This window comes from Lentibacillus amyloliquefaciens (genome assembly GCF_001307805.1).
Taxonomy (GTDB): Bacteria; Bacillota; Bacilli; order Bacillales; family Amphibacillaceae; genus Lentibacillus; species Lentibacillus amyloliquefaciens.
This window is the reverse complement of the sequence record NZ_CP013862.1, coordinates 1,505,620-1,526,447: the sequence shown is the minus strand read 5'-3', so window position 1 is coordinate 1,526,447 and position 20,828 is coordinate 1,505,620. Positions and strand designations below refer to the sequence as shown.

General features: G+C 43.9%; 15 protein-coding genes. 14 read left to right on the top strand and 1 reads right to left on the bottom strand.

The features are described from left to right. Window position 1: 1 nt before the first annotated feature. The 11 genes from fdrA to AOX59_RS07630 all read left to right on the top strand — a co-directional run bounded on the left by fdrA (window position 2) and on the right by AOX59_RS07630 (window position 15,008). A complete protein-coding gene (gene fdrA, locus AOX59_RS07685; protein ID WP_068444160.1) occupies window positions 2-1,732 on the top strand; it encodes an acyl-CoA synthetase FdrA in 1,731 nt (576 codons plus the stop codon). A gap of 24 nt (window positions 1,733-1,756) precedes the next feature. Next, window positions 1,757-3,022 (top strand): YlbE family protein, encoded by a 1,266-nt coding sequence (locus tag AOX59_RS07680; protein ID WP_068444157.1) that lies wholly within the window; start codon window positions 1,757-1,759, stop codon window positions 3,020-3,022. A gap of 79 nt (window positions 3,023-3,101) precedes the next feature. Next, the gene (arcC, locus tag AOX59_RS07675) at window positions 3,102-4,046 is read left to right on the top strand and encodes a carbamate kinase (protein WP_068444154.1); all 945 of its coding nucleotides are present in this window, start codon (window positions 3,102-3,104) and stop codon (window positions 4,044-4,046) included. 605 nt (window positions 4,047-4,651) lie between these two features. Then, on the top strand, window positions 4,652-5,416 hold the full coding sequence (gene allE / locus AOX59_RS07665; protein ID WP_068444146.1) for a (S)-ureidoglycine aminohydrolase: 765 nt from the start codon (window positions 4,652-4,654) through the stop codon (window positions 5,414-5,416). 244 nt (window positions 5,417-5,660) lie between these two features. Next, a complete protein-coding gene (gene allD, locus AOX59_RS07660) occupies window positions 5,661-6,710 on the top strand; it encodes an ureidoglycolate dehydrogenase (RefSeq protein ID WP_068444144.1) in 1,050 nt (349 codons plus the stop codon). 65 nt (window positions 6,711-6,775) lie between these two features. Further along, window positions 6,776-7,825: an ureidoglycolate dehydrogenase gene (gene allD / locus AOX59_RS07655; RefSeq protein ID WP_068444143.1), complete on the top strand. Its 1,050-nt coding sequence runs from the start codon at window positions 6,776-6,778 to the stop codon at window positions 7,823-7,825. A 320-nt stretch (window positions 7,826-8,145) separates the two neighbouring features. Continuing rightward, window positions 8,146-9,540: an NCS1 family transporter gene (locus AOX59_RS07650; protein WP_068444141.1), complete on the top strand. Its 1,395-nt coding sequence runs from the start codon at window positions 8,146-8,148 to the stop codon at window positions 9,538-9,540. A 606-nt stretch (window positions 9,541-10,146) separates the two neighbouring features. Continuing rightward, entirely contained in the window at window positions 10,147-11,505 is a 1,359-nt protein-coding gene (allB, locus tag AOX59_RS07645) for an allantoinase AllB (RefSeq protein ID WP_068444139.1), read from the top strand. A gap of 38 nt (window positions 11,506-11,543) precedes the next feature. Further along, entirely contained in the window at window positions 11,544-12,875 is a 1,332-nt protein-coding gene (locus tag AOX59_RS07640; protein WP_068444136.1) for an allantoinase, read from the top strand. 299 nt (window positions 12,876-13,174) lie between these two features. Beyond that, window positions 13,175-13,555, top strand: coding sequence for a RidA family protein (locus AOX59_RS07635; RefSeq protein ID WP_068444134.1), 381 nt, complete (start codon window positions 13,175-13,177; stop codon window positions 13,553-13,555). A 43-nt stretch (window positions 13,556-13,598) separates the two neighbouring features. Beyond that, a complete protein-coding gene (locus tag AOX59_RS07630; protein WP_068444132.1) occupies window positions 13,599-15,008 on the top strand; it encodes a YfcC family protein in 1,410 nt (469 codons plus the stop codon). Window positions 15,009-15,114: 106 nt separating this feature from the next. Here AOX59_RS07630 and AOX59_RS07625 read toward each other — a convergent pair whose 3' ends face one another. Further along, complete coding sequence (locus tag AOX59_RS07625) at window positions 15,115-16,779, bottom strand: PucR family transcriptional regulator (RefSeq protein WP_068444129.1); 1,665 nt, start codon at window positions 16,777-16,779, stop codon at window positions 15,115-15,117. Between the two features lie 253 nt (window positions 16,780-17,032). On the opposite strand from AOX59_RS07625, the gene AOX59_RS07620 reads away from it, so the two are divergent. The 3 genes from AOX59_RS07620 to AOX59_RS07610 all read left to right on the top strand — a co-directional run bounded on the left by AOX59_RS07620 (window position 17,033) and on the right by AOX59_RS07610 (window position 20,669). Further along, the gene (locus AOX59_RS07620; protein ID WP_068444126.1) at window positions 17,033-18,250 is read left to right on the top strand and encodes a pyridoxal-phosphate-dependent aminotransferase family protein; all 1,218 of its coding nucleotides are present in this window, start codon (window positions 17,033-17,035) and stop codon (window positions 18,248-18,250) included. A gap of 132 nt (window positions 18,251-18,382) precedes the next feature. Further along, window positions 18,383-19,321, top strand: coding sequence for an oxamate carbamoyltransferase subunit AllH family protein (locus tag AOX59_RS07615; protein WP_068444123.1), 939 nt, complete (start codon window positions 18,383-18,385; stop codon window positions 19,319-19,321). Between the two features lie 40 nt (window positions 19,322-19,361). Next, complete coding sequence (locus tag AOX59_RS07610) at window positions 19,362-20,669, top strand: uracil/xanthine transporter (RefSeq protein ID WP_068444121.1); 1,308 nt, start codon at window positions 19,362-19,364, stop codon at window positions 20,667-20,669. Window positions 20,670-20,828 lie beyond the last annotated feature (159 nt).

Sequence of the window (20,828 nt, the reverse complement as noted above, 5' to 3'; positions counted from 1 at the left end):
AGTGCTATATACTGTGATTAAGAAAAACTTGTATCAGGACTCTGTCAGCCTGATGCTGTTGACCAATCACTTGTCTGCAGTAGAGGGTGTGACTCAAGTGCAAGTTATGATGGGTACACCGGCTAACAAAGACATTTTCAAAAGTTCCGGTTTGTATACAGAAGAATTGGAAGACGCAAACCCGAGTGACCTTTGCATTGTGGTTGATACAGATGACGAAAGTGTTGTCGAGAATGTTGTGGAAGAAACAGATTCATACTTGAACAGTCAAGCGGAAGCATCCCAGCAAAGTACCATTCAAGTCGTCAGAACATGGGAAATGGCTGAAAATAAACTGTCAAATGCAGATGTGGCATTGATTTCGATTGCCGGTGAACATGCAACAGCAGAAGCCAATAAAGCATTGGACCGCGGCTTGAACGTCTTCATGTTCAGTGACAACGTTCCGGTTGAAGATGAATTACAGCTTAAAACACGTGCACAAGACGAAGGTCTGATTGTTATGGGACCTGACTGCGGCACCGGCATTTTAGATGGTGTGCCAATGGCGTTTGCGAACGTTGTGGAAAAAGGGAATATCGGCATTGTTGGTGCATCCGGCACTGGTATTCAGGAAGTCTCATCGATCATTGGAAGAAATGGCAGCGGCGTATCGCAGGCGATCGGTACCGGCGGGCGCGACTTGTCATCGGAAATCGGTGCAATCACAACGATTCGTGGTTTACAAGTGCTTGATGAGGATCCGGAAACAGACGTTATTACGTATATTTCAAAACCACCTGCTCCGGAAGTGCGTGAAAAAGTGGTTGAAGTCTTTAAAACACTGTCGAAACCGGTTGTTGCCATCTTTATGGGTGACAAGCCAAAAGAAGCGCATGGTAATGTCCATTATACATGGACGTTGGAAGATACGGCGCATAAAGCGTTGGAATTGGCCACTGCCAACAATACTGCCGGCTACAATTTCGCTGCGGATGAAGACCTGCAGAAAATCAAAGATAACAACAAGCAGCGTTATATCAAAGGCTATTTCTGCGGCGGTACATTAGCGAGCGAAGCGGCTATGATTGTAGAAGATGCACTTGAACTTGATGCATCCAATGAACATCCTGAAGGCATGATGCTGCAGTATGAAGGCCATGAAGTCATTGACCTTGGTGACGATGCCTATACTCAGGGACGGGCGCATCCGATGATTGATCCGACCCTGCGTGTGGAAAAAGTGGAAGAAGCGGCAGCAGATGAAGAAACGGCCGTTATTTTACTGGATAATGTCATCGGATATGGTGCACATGAGGATATGGCCGGTGTATTTGCGCCGGTTGTTGAAAAGGCAAAAGAACAAGCTGCCAGTGAAGGCAAAGCATTCGTTGCGATTGCTTCAGTTACCGGTACTGCAGAGGACCCGCAAGTTTTCCAGGATCAAGTGGATAAATTGAAAGCAGCCGGTGTCATTGTAACAGACAGTAACGCCCAAGCTACCAAGCTTGCAGTGGAAATGGTTGACTATCTTAACGGCGAAAAACCTGAGGCAAAGAACACTGCTGAGGCGGAAGTTAAAGATGATAAAGTCCAAGAATTAATTTCCAGCAAGCCGCGTGTCATCAACATTGGCTTGAAGAACTTTGCAGAAGCTATTATGGAACATGGCGGAGACGTTGTTCAATATCAGTGGGCGCCGATTGCAGGCGGAAATAAACGGTTAGCAAAAATATTGGAAAAGCTTAAATAAGCGATAATGAACAGGAGGATAATGATGGAATATCAATCAATTCAAGAAGCTAATGAGGCTGTGACACAGAAAATATTAGAATCACAACCATTTTTATTGGATGTTGTTCCGGCAAAAGAAGTTATTTCCGAGCTGGACGGTAAAGCATTGTTGCATGCCGGTCCGCCGATGAAATGGGAAAATATGACTCATCCTATGCAAGGTTCCTGCATTGGTGCAACCTTGTTCGAAGGCTGGGCGGATAATGAAGATGACGCCAAAAAAATGCTCGAATCAGGCGAAATTAAATTTGTTCCATGCCATTCGGTTGACGCAGTAGGCCCAATGGGTGGTATTACATCTGCCAACATGCCGGTTGTTGTCGTGGAGAACAAAGTAAATGGCAAGCGGGCTTATTGTAACCTGAACGAAGGCATCGGCGCGGTTCTGCGTTTTGGCGCATATAACGATGAGGTTATCAATCGCCTTCAGTGGATGAAGGATGTACTCGGACCTGCACTTTCGAAAGCACTAAAACAAATTGACGGCGGTATGAATGTCAATGTCACTGTTGCAAAAGCTATCACTATGGGAGATGAATTCCACCAGCGTAACATTGCAGCATCAGCACTGTTCCTGAAAGATATCGTTCCTTATCTATTAACTGCCGAGCTGCCGGAAAAAGAATTGCAGGAAGTTACGCAATTCCTGGCTGATACGGATCAATTCTTCCTGAACATCATGATGGCAACTGGCAAAGTTGTCATGGATTCTGCAGCTGACGTTGAAGAAGGCAGTGTCATCACGGCACTTTCCCGTAATGGTGATGAGTTCGGCATTAAAGTCAGCGGACTGGGTGACCAATGGTTTACAGCACCGGTCAATACACCGGATGGTCTTTACTTCAGCGGCTATAGCACAGATGATGCAAACCCTGACATGGGAGACAGTGCCATTACAGAAGCTTATGGTGTCGGTGGTATGGCGATGATTGCTGCACCGGGAGTCACACGCTTTGTAGGCACAGGCGGATTTAATGATGCCGTACAAACAAGTGACGAAATGCGCGAAATTTGTGTTGGCAATAACCCGAACTTGTCCATTCCAACGTGGGACTTCCAAGGCGCATGCCTGGGCATCGATATTCGTAAAGTAGTCGAAACAGGTATTACACCGGTTATCAACACAGGCATTGCCCATAAAACAGCAGGCATTGGACAAATTGGTGCCGGTACAGTTCGTGTTCCATTAGGATGTTTTGAAAAAGCATTGGAAGCTCTTGCTGAAAAATACGGCGTGGAAGTAGAATAACTGGCTATAACTGGCGTGCGGTCTTCGTGCCGCATGCCTTTCACCAGAAATCATGCAGGACATAGAAAGAGGTTGAAGGATGTCGAAAACAATTGTAGTTGCGTTAGGCGGTAATGCTATATTACAGCCGAATCAGGAAGGCACGTACGAGAATCAATTAAACAATGTGCGGACAAGCAGCAAGTTTCTGGCAAAATTAATCCAAGAAGGCTATAAACTTGTAGTAACACACGGCAACGGCCCGCAAGTGGGTAATATTCTCCGGCAAAATGAAGAAGCAGAAAATGTTGTCCCACCAATGCCTATGGATGTATTGAACGGCGAGTCACAAGGGTTCATCGGTTATATGATGGTGCAATGTTTGCAAAGTGAATTGAATGCACTTGGTATAGATGTACCTGTTGTTAATACACTAACACGGACACAAGTGTCAAAAGATGACGAAGATTTTAATGATCCATCGAAGCCAATTGGCACTTTTTATACAGAAGAAGAAGCAAAAACGCTGTCTTCTGAACGAAACTGGAACATGAAAGAGGATTCCAATCGCGGCTGGCGTCGTGTTGTACCATCACCAGAGCCGATCAATATTTTGGAAGCCGACACCATCAAGCAGCTTGCAGAGGCAGGCAATCTCGTTGTTGCATGCGGCGGCGGGGGAATCCCGGTTATTCAGCGAGAAGATGGGGAATATGAAGGTATCGAAGCGGTTATTGACAAAGACCGCAGCGGCTATAAGCTGGCTGAAGAAGTGAATGCTGATGTATTCATGATCTTGACGGATGTTAACCATGTGTTTGTTAACTTTGGAAAACCGGATGAAAAGGCATTGGAAGAAATTTCGGTGTCAGACCTTGAAGCATACGTTTCAGAAGGTCAGTTCAGTAAAGGCAGCATGGGTCCTAAAGTTGAATCAGCATTGAACTTTGCCAAAAATGCCGAAAATGGCAGGTCTATCATTTGTTCTCTGGAAAAAGTGGATGAAGCCGTTCGCGGAAACAGCGGAACGATTATTTCCAAGTAACGTGCAAGCAGTTTAACATTAAAATCGGCTCTTTTCGTAAGTTTTGTTGCTTCGCGCTTGTGTGAACTGCGAATTTACATGGCAGGATTGATATCCGCTGCGGGCAGTCGCTTTCCGCGGGCAACGCTTCAGCTTCCTCGGAAGCAAAAACCGCTTCCTGCGGGATCTTCAGCTGCCCGTTTTCCCGCAGGAGTCGACTGCCCTTCGCTCCAATCAACGGCCATGTTAGTGTAGGAAATACACGGAGACTCCTGCGGGACCAAAGGTATAGGTGAGACCCCGCAGTGCGACAAGCACGAGGAGGCTCACCAGCCGCCCTTAGGTGCGCGGAGTGTATTTCCGGAGCGGTATTATTTGAAGTACGTCGCGGTTTATGGGTTTTGTATCAAAACAACAATCTTACAGAAATCAGTCTTAAAATGCGTGTTCAAAAAGGAGGATAACAAGGACCGAGAATTTCGAGGCGGCGCAGTTTCGAGCAGTGGAATGTATGCCTATAGATACATGAGCAGCGGAGAAACAAGCCAACGAAGAAATTCGATGTGTCATTGTTACCGGACTTTTTGAACAACCTCTTAAAATTAAAGAGAAGGAGCGATTCATCAATGGGGTATCCTAACGATATTTTAACAAGCAGAGCTGTTGTTGAGCCTGGCAAATATATGATTTTACCTCCTCAGGGGTTAGTCAATAATATTGTGCCGGGATTTGAAAATGTATCGATGAGTATCCTCTCATCGCCTAAGACAGGTGCCAAATTTGTCGACTATATCGTCACAATGCACAAAGGCGGCAAGAATGAACAAGGCTTCGGCAGTGATCATGAAGTCGAAACATTTGTCTATGTATTAGATGGCAAAATAAAAGCATCTGCGGATAAGGAAGAGTTCGTTCTCGAGCAAGGCGGCTATTTGTATTGCCCGCCATCCGCAACTATGTATTTGGAAAATCTGCAGGATGACGATTCAAGACTATTTCTTTACAAACAAAAGCATATTCCATTAGAAGGGCATACACCATGGGTTCATTCCGGCAACTCTAATGAGAATGAAGAAGTTATTTATGATGACATGGAAAATGTTCATATTCAGGATTTGCTTCCATCCGATATTGCATTCGATATGAATTTCCATATTCTAACGTTCGATCCCGCGGCAAGCCATCCATTTGTTGAAACACATTATCAGCAGCATGGTGCCTATCTGTTGTCCGGTGAAGGGATGTACAACCTTGATAACGAATGGATTCCGGTGAAAAAAGATGATTATATTTTCATGGACACCTATTGCCTTCAAGCAGCTTATGCAGTAGGACGCGAAAAGTTATCATACGTTTATTCCAAAGACTGCAACCGGGATGCATTTCTATAAACAATGATGAAATGGTAAAAGGCATTTTTGCTTTTTACCATTCCTTTTATCCCGCATGTAATGGACAGTAAACCGCCCAGGAATGGCGGTTAACTGTCTCTAAATGTCCGATTCCGTTCAACTAACATTCAGCGGGAAAAAAGCATTCCGCTGAATGAAGTTTCACTTTATAGAAGGTCTATCCAGCGGAAAAAAGCGTTTAACTGAATAGAGTTTCATAAGAACGAAATAAGAGGTGTTCACAGTGAGAGTATCAAAACAGGATTTAACCGATCTAATCCAAACAAAATTAACGAAAGCCGGTTTACATGAGGAACATGCGGCGATTGTGGCGGATGTGCTCGCATTTGCCGATGCGAAAGGCATTCATTCGCATGGTGCGATGCGTGTCGAGTACTATGCTGAACGCATCGCAAAGCACGGTATTAATCATGAGCCGGAATTTGATTTTGAAAAAACAGGTCCAAGTTCAGGCGTTTTGCATGGTGATAATGGTGCTGGCCATGTTGCTGCAAAGCTTGCGATGGATGAAGCGATCCAGATGGCCAAAGAAACTGGTGTGGCAGTTGTCGGTGTGAAAAACATGAGTCATAGCGGGGCTATTTCATATTTCACTGAACGTGCTGCAGCGCAGGACCTTGTTGGCTTTTCCGTCTGCCAGTCAGACCCGATGGTTGTGCCATTCGGCGGTGCGGAAGCTTATTACGGAACCAATCCGATTGCATTTGCTGCACCGGGAAATGATGGCAAATGCATCAGCTTTGACATGGCTACAACCGTGCAGGCGTGGGGTAAAATATTGCACGCACGCTCCAAAAATGAATCGATTCCGGAAACGTGGGCGGTTGATAAAAATGGTGAGGCAACGACAGATCCGTTTAAGGTTCAGGCACTTCTGCCAATTGCCGGTCCTAAAGGCTATGGCCTTGGGATGATGGTGGATGTGTTGAGTGGTGTATTGCTTGGTCTTCCGTTTGGTAACAAGGTGTCCAGCATGTACCACGATTTGAGTGAAGGCAGAAACTTAGGCCAGCTTCATCTTGTGATTAATCCGGAACAATTTACAGCCATCAATCAGTTTAAAGATAATATTACAGCTTCTATGAATGACCTGAATAATATCAAACCGGCTCCCGGCTTTGATCAGGTCTATTACCCGGGGCAAAACCTGGAGGTCATTCAAGCGGATTATGAAGCGAATGGCATCGAAATCGTTGATGATATTTACGAGTATTTAACATCAGACGCGATTCATCATAACGCATATGACTCGAAAGATCCGTTTGCCGAATAAGACATTCAGATACGATTGGAAAAAACTCCTTGTCCAATATAAGAATCGAATGAGAGGTGACAACATTGAAAGTATCCAAGCAAAAATTAAAAGAATTGATGAAAAATAAACTCAATCAAGCAGGTCTGACAGAAGATCATGCAGATGACGTAGCAGATGTACTCGTGCATGCTGATTTACGCGGTGTTCATTCCCATGGGGCGATGCGGGTGGAATATTATGCCGAGCGTATCGCAAAAGGCGGCATCAATACGAATCCTCAGTTCACCTTTGAAAAGACAGGCCCAAGCACTGCGCTGTTTGATGGTGATAATGGTGCCGGTCACGTCGCTGCTAAAGAAGCAATGGATGAAGCGATTAATATGGCGAAAGAGAGCGGCATTGGCGTTGTAGGCGTTAAACGCATCAGTCACAGCGGGTCATTGTCCTACTTTGTCCAGCAAGCTTCCAAAGAAAATTTAATCGGTTTATCCGTTTGCCAGTCAGATCCAATGGTCGTGCCGTTTGGCGGTGCTGAACCGTATTATGGCACGAATCCAATTGCTTTTTCTGCTCCGGGTGACGAAGAAGACTTTATCACCTTTGATATGGCAACGACTGTACAGGCATGGGGAAAAATTCTGCATGCACGCTCCAAAAATGAATCCATCCCCGATGACTGGGCAGTGGATGAAAATGGTGAAGCAACGACCAATCCATTTGATGTAAAAGCTCTCTTGCCAATCGCAGGTCCAAAGGGATATGGCTTAATGATGATGGTCGATGTGTTATCCGGTGTTCTCTTGGGCGTCCCATTCGGAGGCAATGTATCCTCCATGTATCAAGATTTAAGTGAAGGACGAAATCTGGGACAGCTCCATATCGTGATTAACCCGGCATACTTTACGGATATAGAAACGTTTAAACAAAATATATCGCAGACAATGAAAGACTTAAATGCGGTACAACCGGCACCGGGTTTTGATCAGGTGTCATACCCCGGACAGCGGAGTATTGAAAGAGCACAACGTTATCAGGAAAATGGCATCGACATTGTGGATGAAATATATGACTATTTAATCGGCGATGCCATCCATTTTAACAATTATGATCATAAAGATCCGTTTGCAAAATAGAAGAAAATAAAGTAGTGGAGTCTCTTGTGTCCTGACAAGTGGCTCCATTTCGTATGTGTCTATAGAGTATATTTGTTCAAATGAGACAAAACAATATGCATGTTGCTGTAATTATAGCGGGAGCTTATGCAGGCTATACAATGCATGATTATTATTTTGTTCATTTGATATGAAGACCCTGACAGGGAAATGCGTTATAATACTTATTGGCGTTGGAAGCGATTCATATACGTCATGACATTTGCTCATGGAATTATACCAAATGATGAACAAGCTGTACGCTTTTTAAAATATAGAACGCACAAAAGGAGTTAGAAGACATGGCAAAGCAAATAGACAATTCCGAAGAGGTGAATGAACAGCATTTTCCGAATGTGGAAAAATCGCTGAGGCCGAACGGTCCGAATGATCGAAAAGTCGGCAAAATTCCTTATATGTTCATGTGGGTTGGCGATGGTGTCAACATGGGTAACATGACCCTCGGAGCCAGCATTGTGGTTGCTGGTGTTGCAACACTTAATATTTTCCAGACATTGCTGGCAGCTTTTATAGCCATATTAATTATTTCGACAGTTTTTGCCTTTAATGACAGAATGGGTTATAAAAATGGCGTTCCATATGTCATTCAGCTTAGAATGTCTTTTGGGATGAAAGGGACCATTATTTCATCACTTTTGCGTGGTGTACCTGCTGTTATTTGGTACGGTATTCAGAGCTGGATCGGGGGATCGGCACTGAATGAAATCATGATCATTTTGACAAATGGTGCTTTTGATAACATTGCCATTTGCTTCGTCTTATTGACGCTTGTGCAGATTGTGCTTTCATGGTACGGGTTCCATTCCATTAAATGGATCGAAACGGTGGCATCTTTTGTAATCATGATTTCCATGGTCTATGTGTTCACGATTTTGGTCACATCGTATGGCGATGAATTAATGGCGAACTGGGTGCAAATTGAAGGAACCTGGGGACTGCCATTCTTCGGTTATATCATGGTTTTCTTAGGGAACTATGCGGCAATCTTCCTTAACGCATCCGACTATTCAAGAGAACTTGAAACTGGCATAAGCGATAAGAAGCGCGGATTCATGTATTTCACACCGATTTTCATCTCCTATGGCTTTATACTGCTTGTCGGAGCGATGACAGCCAGTGTGACAGGTGTGACCAACCCGCCGACTGCTTTAGCAATGGTGATTGATAATTCGTATGTAACTCTTGGAGTATCGGCATTCATTGTCTTGGCTACCATTGCAACAAACATGGTCGCCAATATTATTCCGCCTACCTATGTGATTTCACTCATTACAAAAGCGCGATATAAAGTGGCTGTTACCATTACCGGACTGCTGGCGATGGGAGCTTTCCCATGGATGCTTGTTCAGGAAAATAACTCACAGGGTCTCGATTTATTTATTAAAATATACTCTGCCTTTTTAGGCCCGATCGTTGCAATTTTGTTAGTCGATTATTTTTTGATGAGAAAACAAAAATTGGATGTAGCTGATTTGTATAAAGAGGATGGACCATTTGCCGGGTATAATTTTAGTGCTTTACTGGCAATGCTTATCGGTGCAGCTTTTGCCTTTATTAATGTTGACTTGGCCTGGGTAATCGGCTTTGTCGTTGCAAGCATTGTCTACCCGCTGTTATCGAAATATGCCTTTAAAGGGTCCAGGTTTAAAGAGGATACGATTTTTGAGGAAAAATAGTGCATCTTAAAATGCGCCCATCATTCCCCGGTCTTTTGACAAAGATCGGGGATAAGTTTTATCCCGCATGTAATGGACAGTAATCCGCCAAAGAACGGCGGTTAACTGTCCCTAAATGTCCGATTCTGTTCAACTAACATTCAGCGGGAAAAAGCATTCCGTTGAATGAAGTTTCACTTTATCCCGCATGTAATGGACAGTAACCCGCGAAGGAGCGGCAGTTAACTGTCCCTAAATGTCCGATTCTGTTCAACTAACATTCAGCGGGAAAAAGCATTCCGCTGAATGAAGTTTCACTTTATCCCGCATGTAATGGACAGTAACCCGCCAAAGAACGGCGGTTAACTGTCCCTAAATGTCCGATTCGTTCATCTAACATTCAGTGGGGGAGAAGGAATCCCCCCACTGATTGAAGATCCGATTTATGCAAAATGAATAATTAGATGTTTATAATGGATAAAGTTAAAAGGGTTATTATATAAAAGAACCAACTCATTGTGCATAATTTGTTTACTTACTATAACGACCTCATGTGTGAGATGTTGTATAATGGGTTAAGTGTTTCGTAGTGGAAATCCTTATTTTTGTATGAAAGGAGAACTGTAAATGATTTATGACTTAATAATAAAAGGTGGCGACGTTGTTTTTCATAATGATGTCCGCAAAGTTGATATCGGCATAAAAGATGAAAAGATTGCCTGCATTGCAACACATATCGAGGATGAAGCCAAGGAAGTTATTCAGGCAGACGGACAATATGTGATGCCTGGCATGATTGATACACATGTCCATATCAGTGAACCGGGCCGTACTGAATGGGAAGGATTTGAGACAGGCTCCAAAGCGCTGGCGGCAGGTGGTACGACCAGTTATGTCGAAATGCCTTTAAATGCCTTGCCTGCAACAACGAATAAAGAAGCGCTCGACCTTAAATTGGATGCAGCCAAAACACAAAACTATGTGGATTACGCCTTTTATGGCGGACTTGTTCCGGATAATTTGGATAAATTGAATGAATTGACCGATGCAGGTGTACTTGCCTTTAAATGTTTTATTGCCAGCTGCGGCAGTGATATACCGGGTGATTTCACAAATGTGGATGACTATACGCTCTATAAAGGGATGCAACAGCTGGCAGAGCGGGATCAATTACTGTGCATTCATGCGGAAAATCCGGATGTTACAGATAATCTGGCCAAAGAAAAAGTACAGCAAGGGAAGACAACCGCAATGGATTTCGTTGAGTCCCGGCCAATTTTTACAGAAGTGGAAGCTGTTCAGCGCGCGTTACTGTTTGCCAAAGAAACTGGTTGTAAATTGCACCTTGTTCATATCAGCAGTTCGGAAGCGATCCAGGCGATCCAGCAGGCACGCGCAGAAGGCGTGGACGTTACGGTTGAATCATGTGTCCATTATTTTGCCATGACTGCAGAAGATGTGGCAGAAATCGGACCGAAAGCCAAGTGTCAGCCGCCGTTGCGCAAAGCAGAAGATCAGGCTAAACTGTGGGACGAGCTGATGGCTGGCAATATTGATTGGATAACGTCCGACCATTCCCCGTGTACAGAGGATTTGAAAGAAGGCAATATTTTTGAAGCCTGGGGTGGTATCAGCGGTGCCCAGAACAATGTTGATCTGATGTTTGATCTGGCGGTAAAACAGCATGGCTTATCGGTCAGCCGCTTCACCGAACTGATTGCAACAACGCCATCGAAACGTTTTAATCTGCCGAATAAAGGCAAAATCGCTGTTTCCAAGGATGCGGATATCATTTTAGTCGATCCGAATCAATCGTATACCCTTAACCGTGAAGATCTTTATTATAAAAATAAACACAGTGCCTATGAAGGCCGGCAAATTAATGCACAAGTTACGAAAACAATCGTCCGCGGGAATGTCGTTTATGATTTGAATCATGGCATTACTGGTGATCCCGTTGGAAAATTGTTATCAGCAACTGACTAATAAGTTTGCTAATTTGTAAAAGTTGGGAGGAGAAAATCATGCCAATGTATGATCTCATCATAAAAAATGGCACCATTGTAACACCCGATTCAACATTCGAAGGCGATATCGCGATTCAGGACGGGAAAATTACGAAGGTTGTGACTGATAACTCACTGGAAAATGATGCAGCTGACACGATTGATGCAGAAGGCTTGCATGTTTTGCCCGGCTTGATCGATCCGCATGTCCATTTCAATGAACCCGGCCGAACCGAATGGGAAGGACTTGAAACAGGTAGTCAAAGTCTGGCTGCCGGCGGGGCGACGACATTTTTTGATATGCCGCTGAACAGCACGCCTCCGGTTATTGATCAAGAAAAACTGAATGCCAAAAAAGACCTGGCAGCGGAAAAATCCGTCGTCAATGCTCATTTCTGGGGTGGACTTGTTCCGGGAAATGTGGCTGAATTAAAAGACATGCACGACCGTGGTGTTATCGGCTTTAAAGCATTTATGCCGCCAAGTGGCATTGAAGACTTTGACAATACGGATGATGAAACCATTTTTACAGGGATGCAGGAAATAGCACGGCTTGGCTCCCGTTTGGCGGTCCACGCAGAAAGCCCTGTTATCTGTGAACAGCTGGCAAAAGAAAAACAACGTCAAGGCAAGACTTCCGCACGGGATTTTGCCGAATCAAGACCGATTATTTCCGAAATCGATGCTGTTAACCATCTCATATCTTATGCTGAAGCGACCGGGTGCAAACTTCATATTGTTCATGCAAGCAGCCGCAAAGTCGTTAATGTTGTTAAAGATGCACAAGCACGCGGTGTTGACGTAACCGTTGAAACATGCCCGCATTATCTGGCATTAACTTTGAAGGATTTGGAAGAGCAGGGCGGCATCGCCAAATGTATGCCACCGTTGCGTGACAGCCATGAAGTTGACGATCTATGGAATGCTGTTCTCGAAGGAGAGGTTAATGTGATTGGTTCCGATCATTCGCCTGCACCTGCAGACATGAAACAGATTACCGATAATTATTTTGAAGGCTGGGGCGGCATTTCCGGTGCCCAATCCACATTGAACATCCTATTGACGGAAGGTTATTTTAAACGCGGACTCACGCTTCAGCGATTGGTTCAGTTAACTTCAGCAAGTCCGGCAAAACTGTTCGGGCTATCCTCAAAAGGAACGATTGCTGCAGGTTTTGATGCGGATATAACATTGGTGAACTTAAATGAGCGTTTTGAATTGAAGAAAGAAGACTTGTTCTATCGTCACAAGCATTCTCCATATATCGGAAAAACATATCAGGGAGCCGTTAAGACAACCATCGTCAATGGCAGAGTTGTTTATCACAATGGTGAAATAACGGTTCACTGAAGAATGCGGCATATTTGTTAAAATCCCAAACCCTTGTGAAAAGGGTTTGGGATTTTTTGCAATTAACCCCAGATCAGTGGAATGGTTACCATTTAATTTGTACAACCTATTGTTTAAATGTGACAAATTTTTAAAAATGTTGTCCAAGTTAGACAGTTGAAAGCGGTTAATTTAGTTCTATACCAACATTTACTTGTGATTGATAATCATTTATTGTGAGATGATGAGATGCGCTGTTCATGTCGATTTGCGCATCGTCTGCTGCATTTATTCAATAAACATAAAAAGGAGCATCCAAGATGACACGAAAAACATATGAAGCAAAAAATGCAACCGTATCGGGTCCTTATTCGCACGCGGTTGATGCAGGTGACTATGTCTACTTTTCGGGACAGACGGCCAAGAACACGCCAACTGCAACGGATATGAGCGGCGATATTCAAGCGCAAACGCACCAATGCTTTGCCAATTTATTTGACGTATTGGAAGCGTCCGGCCTTACAAGAGACGATGTCGTCAAAGTCAATGTTTATCTGACAAGCATGAAGCATTTCGCTGCGATGAATGAGGTATATAAAACGCAATTCAGCGAGCCTTATCCGGCACGGACTTGTGTAGCAGTGCTGGAATTGCCGCTTGAGGCGGAAGTGGAAATTGAAATGATTGCCAAAAGATCTTAAGTTGAAGGCTACAAACATGAATCACTACAAGGGGGAGATTTGAATGAAAGGAAACGAAACGAAAAAAAGAAAATTTCAAATGCCGCATATTTATGTCATACTGTTTGTCCTGAGTGCGATTGCGGCCATTTTAACTTATATTATTCCGGCCGGGAAGTTTGAGCGCGTTCCCGGCCCTGAAGGCAGGACAACGATTGATCCAAATTCATTTTCAGGAGTGGAGCAGACTCCTGTCGGCATCGTTGATTTTCTGACCGTTATTCCACGCGGCCTCATTGATGCAGGCGAAGTGGTCTTCTTTACGTTCATCATTGGCGGTATGTTTATGGTGCTGCGTCACACAGGCATTATCGAGATTGCTGTTGATAAGCTGACGCGCAAATTTTCAAATAAAAGTCTGATGCTTATTCCTATTTTGACAACCGTTTTTGCGGTTATTGCCACTGTGATTGGAACACCGGAATTGTCACTTGTTTATATTCCGGTTATTATGCCGCTGATGATTGCTTTAGGATATGATTCCTTGGTGGCTGCAGCTATCGCCCTTTGTGGGACGGTTATCGGATTTGCAGCGGGTGTGCTGAATCCCATTAATACGGGATTGGCGCAAAAAATATCCGGGATTCCGGTTTTTTCCGGAATCGGTTTTCGTCTGATCATTTTCGTCGTTATTGTACTGGCAGCTGTCTTTTATATTATGCGTTACGCTAAAAAGGTAAAGCAAAATCCGTTAAATAGTTTAGTATACGAAGATGACCAGGAAAAACGGGAACAATATCAGGATCAGGATCAGGTAGAAGAAAAACATATGAATACCAGACAAAAATACGCGTCAATCGCTGCCTTCATTTTCTTTGGCATATTAGTTTATGGCGTGGTTGGACAAGGCTGGTTTATGGTCGAAATGGCCGGGCTGTTTATTATCATGGGGATCGTTGTCGGTATCATTGCCGGGTTAACGTTAACCGAAATTTGTGAAGGCTTTAACCAGGGTTTCCGTGATGTGTTGATGGGGGCTATGATCGTTGGGATTGCACGGGCGGTCGCCGTGGTTATGGAAGACGGGCAAATTATGGATACGATTGTGCACGGCTTGGGATCGGCTGTCAATGAATTGCCGCCGGTTTTGGGAGCTGTCGGAATGTATTTTGTGCAGTTAATCATCAACTTCTTTATCCCATCCGGAAGCGGACAAGCGCTCGTTACAATGCCAATCATGGCGCCATTATCTGATATAATCGGTGTAACCAGACAAACAGCAATTCTGGCATTTCAACTAGGGGACGGGTTTGCGCATATTCTTTACCCGACATCAGGTTACTTTATGGCAGCTTTATCGATAGCCGGCGTTCAATATCAGAAATGGATACGGTTTTTCTTTCCATTATTCCTTATTCTCGCAGGCATATCCGTGGTGTCACTAATAATTGCACAGGTCATTCAATGGAGTTAAAGTCGAGGTAAGTAAATTTTTATGGTTGTGTGATTCCTGTGTGCTGTGATTTGTCAGACAGGCACACATTGGAATCACACAATAAAAAACACTCAGGACAGCAGGTTTACTGCACTGAGCTGAGTGTTTTGGTTTCATCTTCCAAAATGTTTCCAATTGTTAAGGCGACACGTACTCGTAATGAATCTGCGGGGTCATGGAATGAACAATTCAGCAGTTCTTCCGCTTTTTTAATGCGGTATTTAACCGTATTGCGGTGAATATATAATTTGCGTGCCGTTACCGATATTTCACATTGACAGTTTAAATAGATTTCAATCGTTTTGATTAGCTCCTGATCTTCTTTTGTTTCCGGGTAGGCCAATGATTTTAACGTATTTTCATAGAGTGCTTTGATATCTTTACGCGGAAGAGTATTCAGCAATTCTTTAATTTCTTTGGTTTTATAATAATTGATGAATCCTGTCATATTCTGGTCATAGCCATTGGTAATAGCTTCTGCGGCTTCTTGATATGCGGTTGGGATTTCGGTAACAGATTCTACGGGATTACTGATGCCGAATGATACGGAATATTCCCCTTGGACGTTTTTCTGGGCCTTTTGCGTAAATTCCGTCACCAGATTGATTTCTGCTTCGGTGTATTGGTTGAATTGCAAAATCATTACAAAGAACTTTTCTTTGGTGAATAGGGTGGCCTGCATATTGCCATTAATAATGTCATCTTCCAGTTGATCATAAATGCTATTATGCAGCTCGCTGATTTTCTTTTCATAGAGTTGTAGCGATTCATAATTTTCTCCTTCTGAATCGACGGTACACAATACACAAATGCTTGCTTTGTCCGGATCAAGCCCATAAAATGCTGTCCGGCTCATAACTTCATCTTCAGCCTGCACGCGTTTTTCAATTAAATCCGCAAAAAAATTATTTTTTAATAGTCTGGTATTTTCTTCAATCGCCTGTTCCTTGATCAGTGTGGAAGAAATGACGTTGCCGGCTTGTTCGACAGCCATCTGGGATGATGGATAGGGCAATGTTTGAAAATCAATGATAACGAGCATGCTGGGCTGCTGCCGTTTCGTTTTGACTGGGAAAGTCGTAACGGCCTGCTGATTCAGCGACGGGATGTCAAATGTCGTCCCATCCTGGTATGGTGCTGTGTCTTCTTTGATGGCGCGAACGATTTCAGTTTCAGCTCGTTTTATGGAATCCATGCGAAAATCATGGCTGCGGGCGATCATTTCCCCCCGATGGTTCAATAATAAGACAGGGCGAACGAGAAAGTGTCCCAAGTGTTCCACTAATGAATTAAGATTGTAACCTTTTACCATCATGTCTGAGAATTCTTGTTGTACATGCAGTGCATAATATAACTGTTCAGCTTCATGATCATTCAAATAATTCAAGATGTGGCGGGATAAGTCGCCGAGCGTACGATTTGTCGGCAAATCAATAATTGGAAATGCCAGATCGTCTGCAAGCAGTTTGGCTTCTTCCGGGATTTTATGCATGAAACGATTGACTTTAATGATAATCCCTGAACAGTTCAATGCATGCATTTCTCTGATCAGATCACAGAATTGGTTCGTATCCTCATAAAAACCATAACCGGTTGTCAGCAGTAAATGGTTTTTGTATAAAAAGTTTATAACATCAGGCGTGTCGGAAATATTAACAGACTCAACGTTCCTGGTTAGGCCGCGATGCCCTGCTAACACAACACACTCTTTCATGCCATCAAGTATGAATAGATCATTAATTGTTTTCATGTAACACCACTCTCTTATGAAAAATGAGTCGTTTATCATTATTGAACAAGGGATAAAACATCTCTTTCACATGCCATTATACGTCAAAAATGGACAAAAATCAAAACGTTATTTAGTTAAGTTAAACAATGACTTTTGATGTTATTTAAAATAAAATAGTTAGAATAAGAATGATTTTTAAGAGAATGTAAGCGCAGTTATTGCAATCGTTGATAAATGGATTGTTTAATCCGTTGAAGGAGGTAATTGGCACATGGGGTATACTGATTTATCGACACCGATACGTACGATTATGACGCCGGGTCCGGTTGAGGCTGATCCGCGCGTGCTGCGGGCGATGTCAACACCGATCATTGGACAATTTGACCCGGAATTTTTAAAAGTTATGAATGAAACGATGGATTTATTGCGTTATAGTTTCCAAACGAATAATCATCGCACTTTTCCGGTGGACGGAACTTCCCGGGCTGGAATCGAAGCGGTTTTGTGCAGTATCATTGAACCCGGCGATAAAGTATTGATTCCGATATTCGGCCGGTTTGGCTACCTGCTTACAGAAATCGCCAGCCGTTGCGGTGCTGATGTCCACACGATCGAAAAAGATTGGGGCGAGGTATTCGACCCGGAAGAAGTAAAAGCGGAAATGAAAGAAGTGAATCCTAAGGTTGTCGCGATGGTGCATGGTGAAACATCAACCGGCAAAATGCAGCCATTAAAAGAAATCGGCCAATTCTGCCGTGAGCAGGACGCGCTTTTCGTTGTTGATGCTGTTGCAACTCTTGGTGGCGTCGAATTTAAAACAGATGAATGGTATATTGATGCGGCGATTGCCGGCACGCAGAAATGTCTTGCCGTTCCATCGGGCATGGCGCCGCTCACATATAATGATCGCGTAGAGAAACTTATTTTGGAACGAAAAGATATTGAGCGGGGCTTAGCTGATGATTCGGATAATGACCGCAGAATTCAAAGTAACTACTTTGATTTAAGTCAAATTCAGGATTATTGGACACCGGATCGTCTCAACCATCACACAGAAGCGACTTCAATGCTCTATGCGCTGCGTGAAGGTTTACGGATCATACAAGACGAGGGGATTGAAAAGCGGAGCGAGCGTCATCAATTTCATGGCGAAGCGCTTGCGGCAGGTCTTCGTGCCATGGGTCTTGAACTGTTTGGCGGCGAGGAGAACAAAATGCCGGTTGTAACAGTTATTAAAGTCCCTGAAGGTATCGATGAAGCGCAGGTCCGTCAAACGCTCATCAATGAATTTAGCGTCGAAATAGCCGGTGCGTTCGGGCCATTGAAAGGAAATGTAGTGCGTATCGGTTCGATGGGATACAGTTGCCGTAAAAGCAATATTTTACAAACGCTGGGTGCACTGGAAGCCACGTTACTTTACCATGGTGCTGAGGTAAACTGCGGCGCTGCATCGCAGGCAGCTTTGAAATTTTATGCAGAAAACGCGTGAACAGCAGTATTTAAAGCCGATTGAAGGCGAATAAGTTGTGACGACAAGGGAAACCACCACTCAATTTGTAAGTGGTGGTTTCCCATAAGAAGTCTTCCCGGTAACATCATTTGCCTGCCTGGAGTGAGCATAATGGGCTATACAATTAACGGAAATTTTCATACAAGACACGTTGAGGCCTTTGTTGTGAGTGATCGTGTTGATCACATTCTTCAGCATCACACGAGTGGAAAGGTTCACAGTCTGTTTGATACGAGTTTTAATTTATTGTTTGGAAAACGGCTCATTCATGTCGGTGTCTATGAAAATGGGATGGCGCCGTTTGGTATTGGGCTTAATCGCCAATCATCCGTAAGACTGAGGCGTTCGATTCAGCAAGCACAGAAGGTAATCTGGGATTCCGGGTCAAAAGGGTTCGTTTTTGGCGGTGGTGCAACCTTAACGCTGAGGCATGCCGAGCGGACAAATCATTTACTTGAGTCAAAGTCTTTTGATGAACGGGTTTTAATGGCTAATTTACGTTTTACAACGGATAAAATGCTGGAAGAAAAATGGCAAACCGGGTTAACACAGACGGAAGAAGAGCATCAGCAGTTCATGCGTTTTATACAGATGCCGCTTACTTCCGGACAGCTTCCGTTTATCGACAAATTAAACGAATTGAGACGTTTAGCGAAAGGGTCCAAAACAATTGCGTCTGAACATGTTCTGGATTATTGGATAGGCCGCGGACTTGGGTTAACGCCAAGCGGCGATGATATTATTACCGGCATGTGCGCGATGTTATCCATTTTAGGTTCACAGTCATCACTTCAGGAACAATTGCGTCACTATTTGTATCAAAAGGGAATGGAGCGAACAACGCCTGTGGGCTATGAATATTTATGGTATGCTGCACACGGGGAGTACCACACCCATTTGCTGGATATGTGCCAAGCGATGCTGAAATCAGATGAACAGGAATTGATGGCTGCATTGCAAGCTATGAAAATGATTGGCCACACATCCGGAGCAGATACGGTCTCAGGCATACTGCTCGGGATAAAGAGCAGGCGTTTGATGGAATATTAATGGTTGAACAGTCTTATAGATGGAGAAGGAGAAGAGTAAAATGAACGAATTCTGGAAGTCAAGCAGTTGGATATCCGGCTTGCAATGGCTTTTTTTCATTTTCACGAATACGGTTGTTATACCGATCACAGTCGGAGCGGCGTTTGGATTGCCGCAGGAGAGTATAGCAAGCATCCTGCAGCTGTCATTTATTGTGACGGGTATTGCCTGTATGGTGCAGGCTCTGTTTGGACATAAGCGGGCTCTTATGGAAGGTCAATCCGGTTTGTGGTGGGGCGTTATTTTGACACTTACCAGCATAGCGGTCGCACAGGACATGCCTTTAGCGGTACTGGGTGGCAGCCTTGCTATTGGTGTCATACTTTCCGGCGTCATAACGATTATTATCGGGTTAACCGGCTTGGGTCCGGTTATTGCCAAGCTGTTTAAACCTGCTGTGATGGGCGTTTTTATGTTTCTGTTTGGTGTTAAATTGATCGGCATATTTTTGAAAGGCATGCTTGGCATTCCATTTGGCAATGAAGCACAATCCGCAACGATTGATTTATCCGTGTCGTTATTATCGATTATTATCGCGATTATTGTCATTGTCATCAGTATTAAAGCGCCACCCGCCATCCGCCGTTATTCGCTGTTGATTGGCATTGTGATCGGCTGGATTGCTTTTAATCTGACATTCGGCGGACAACAAACCGTTGAACAGACCTCATCATCCGGTTTCAGCTTTTTCCCGTTGGGCGAACCTGTATGGAATACCGGGGTCATTATAACGGCAATACTCGCCGGCCTGCTTAATACGGCCAATACATTCGGCGCGTTAAAAGGAACGGATGATATGTATCAAGAGGAAACGACAAATGGCCAGTACCGTGCATCGTTTACCATAACGGGAATTTTTACAAGCATTTCAGGTGTGCTTGGTCTTGTGCCATATGCACCATATGTTTCGTCTATTGGCTTCTTGAATCAGACAGGCATCATTAAGCGCGTGCCATTCATTATAGGCGGACTGATGTTCTTTGTTATGGGTGTCATCCCGCCAATTGGACAATTCTTCTCCATGTTGCCATTAAGCATCGGCAGTGCTGTTTTGTTTGTATCTTATTTGCAATTGCTGAACTCATCCTGGAGCTTTTTCTCAGGCGTGACATTCACTGCATTTAATGTGTATCGCGCAGCAATCCCGTTGTTCGTAGGAATTATCATCATGACATTGCCGCCATCTTATTTCGAGACAATACCCGGCACGATCCGACCGCTTCTAAGCAGCGGCCTGCTTGTCGGAATCATGCTGGCCCTTCTTCTGGAAAACATGTTCAAGTGGGACCGGGACACGGAAGCGAAATGATTGTCGCGGTTGTGTAAGGCAAGTCAGGGGGATATTTCCCTATTCTTTGAATGTAGACAAATGATGGGACGAGGAATACTCGTCCTGGGCTGTCGGTTTATAGAACTGGCAGCTTTTTTGTTTATTGTACTGAAGGCGGATCATACACGTATGCATACT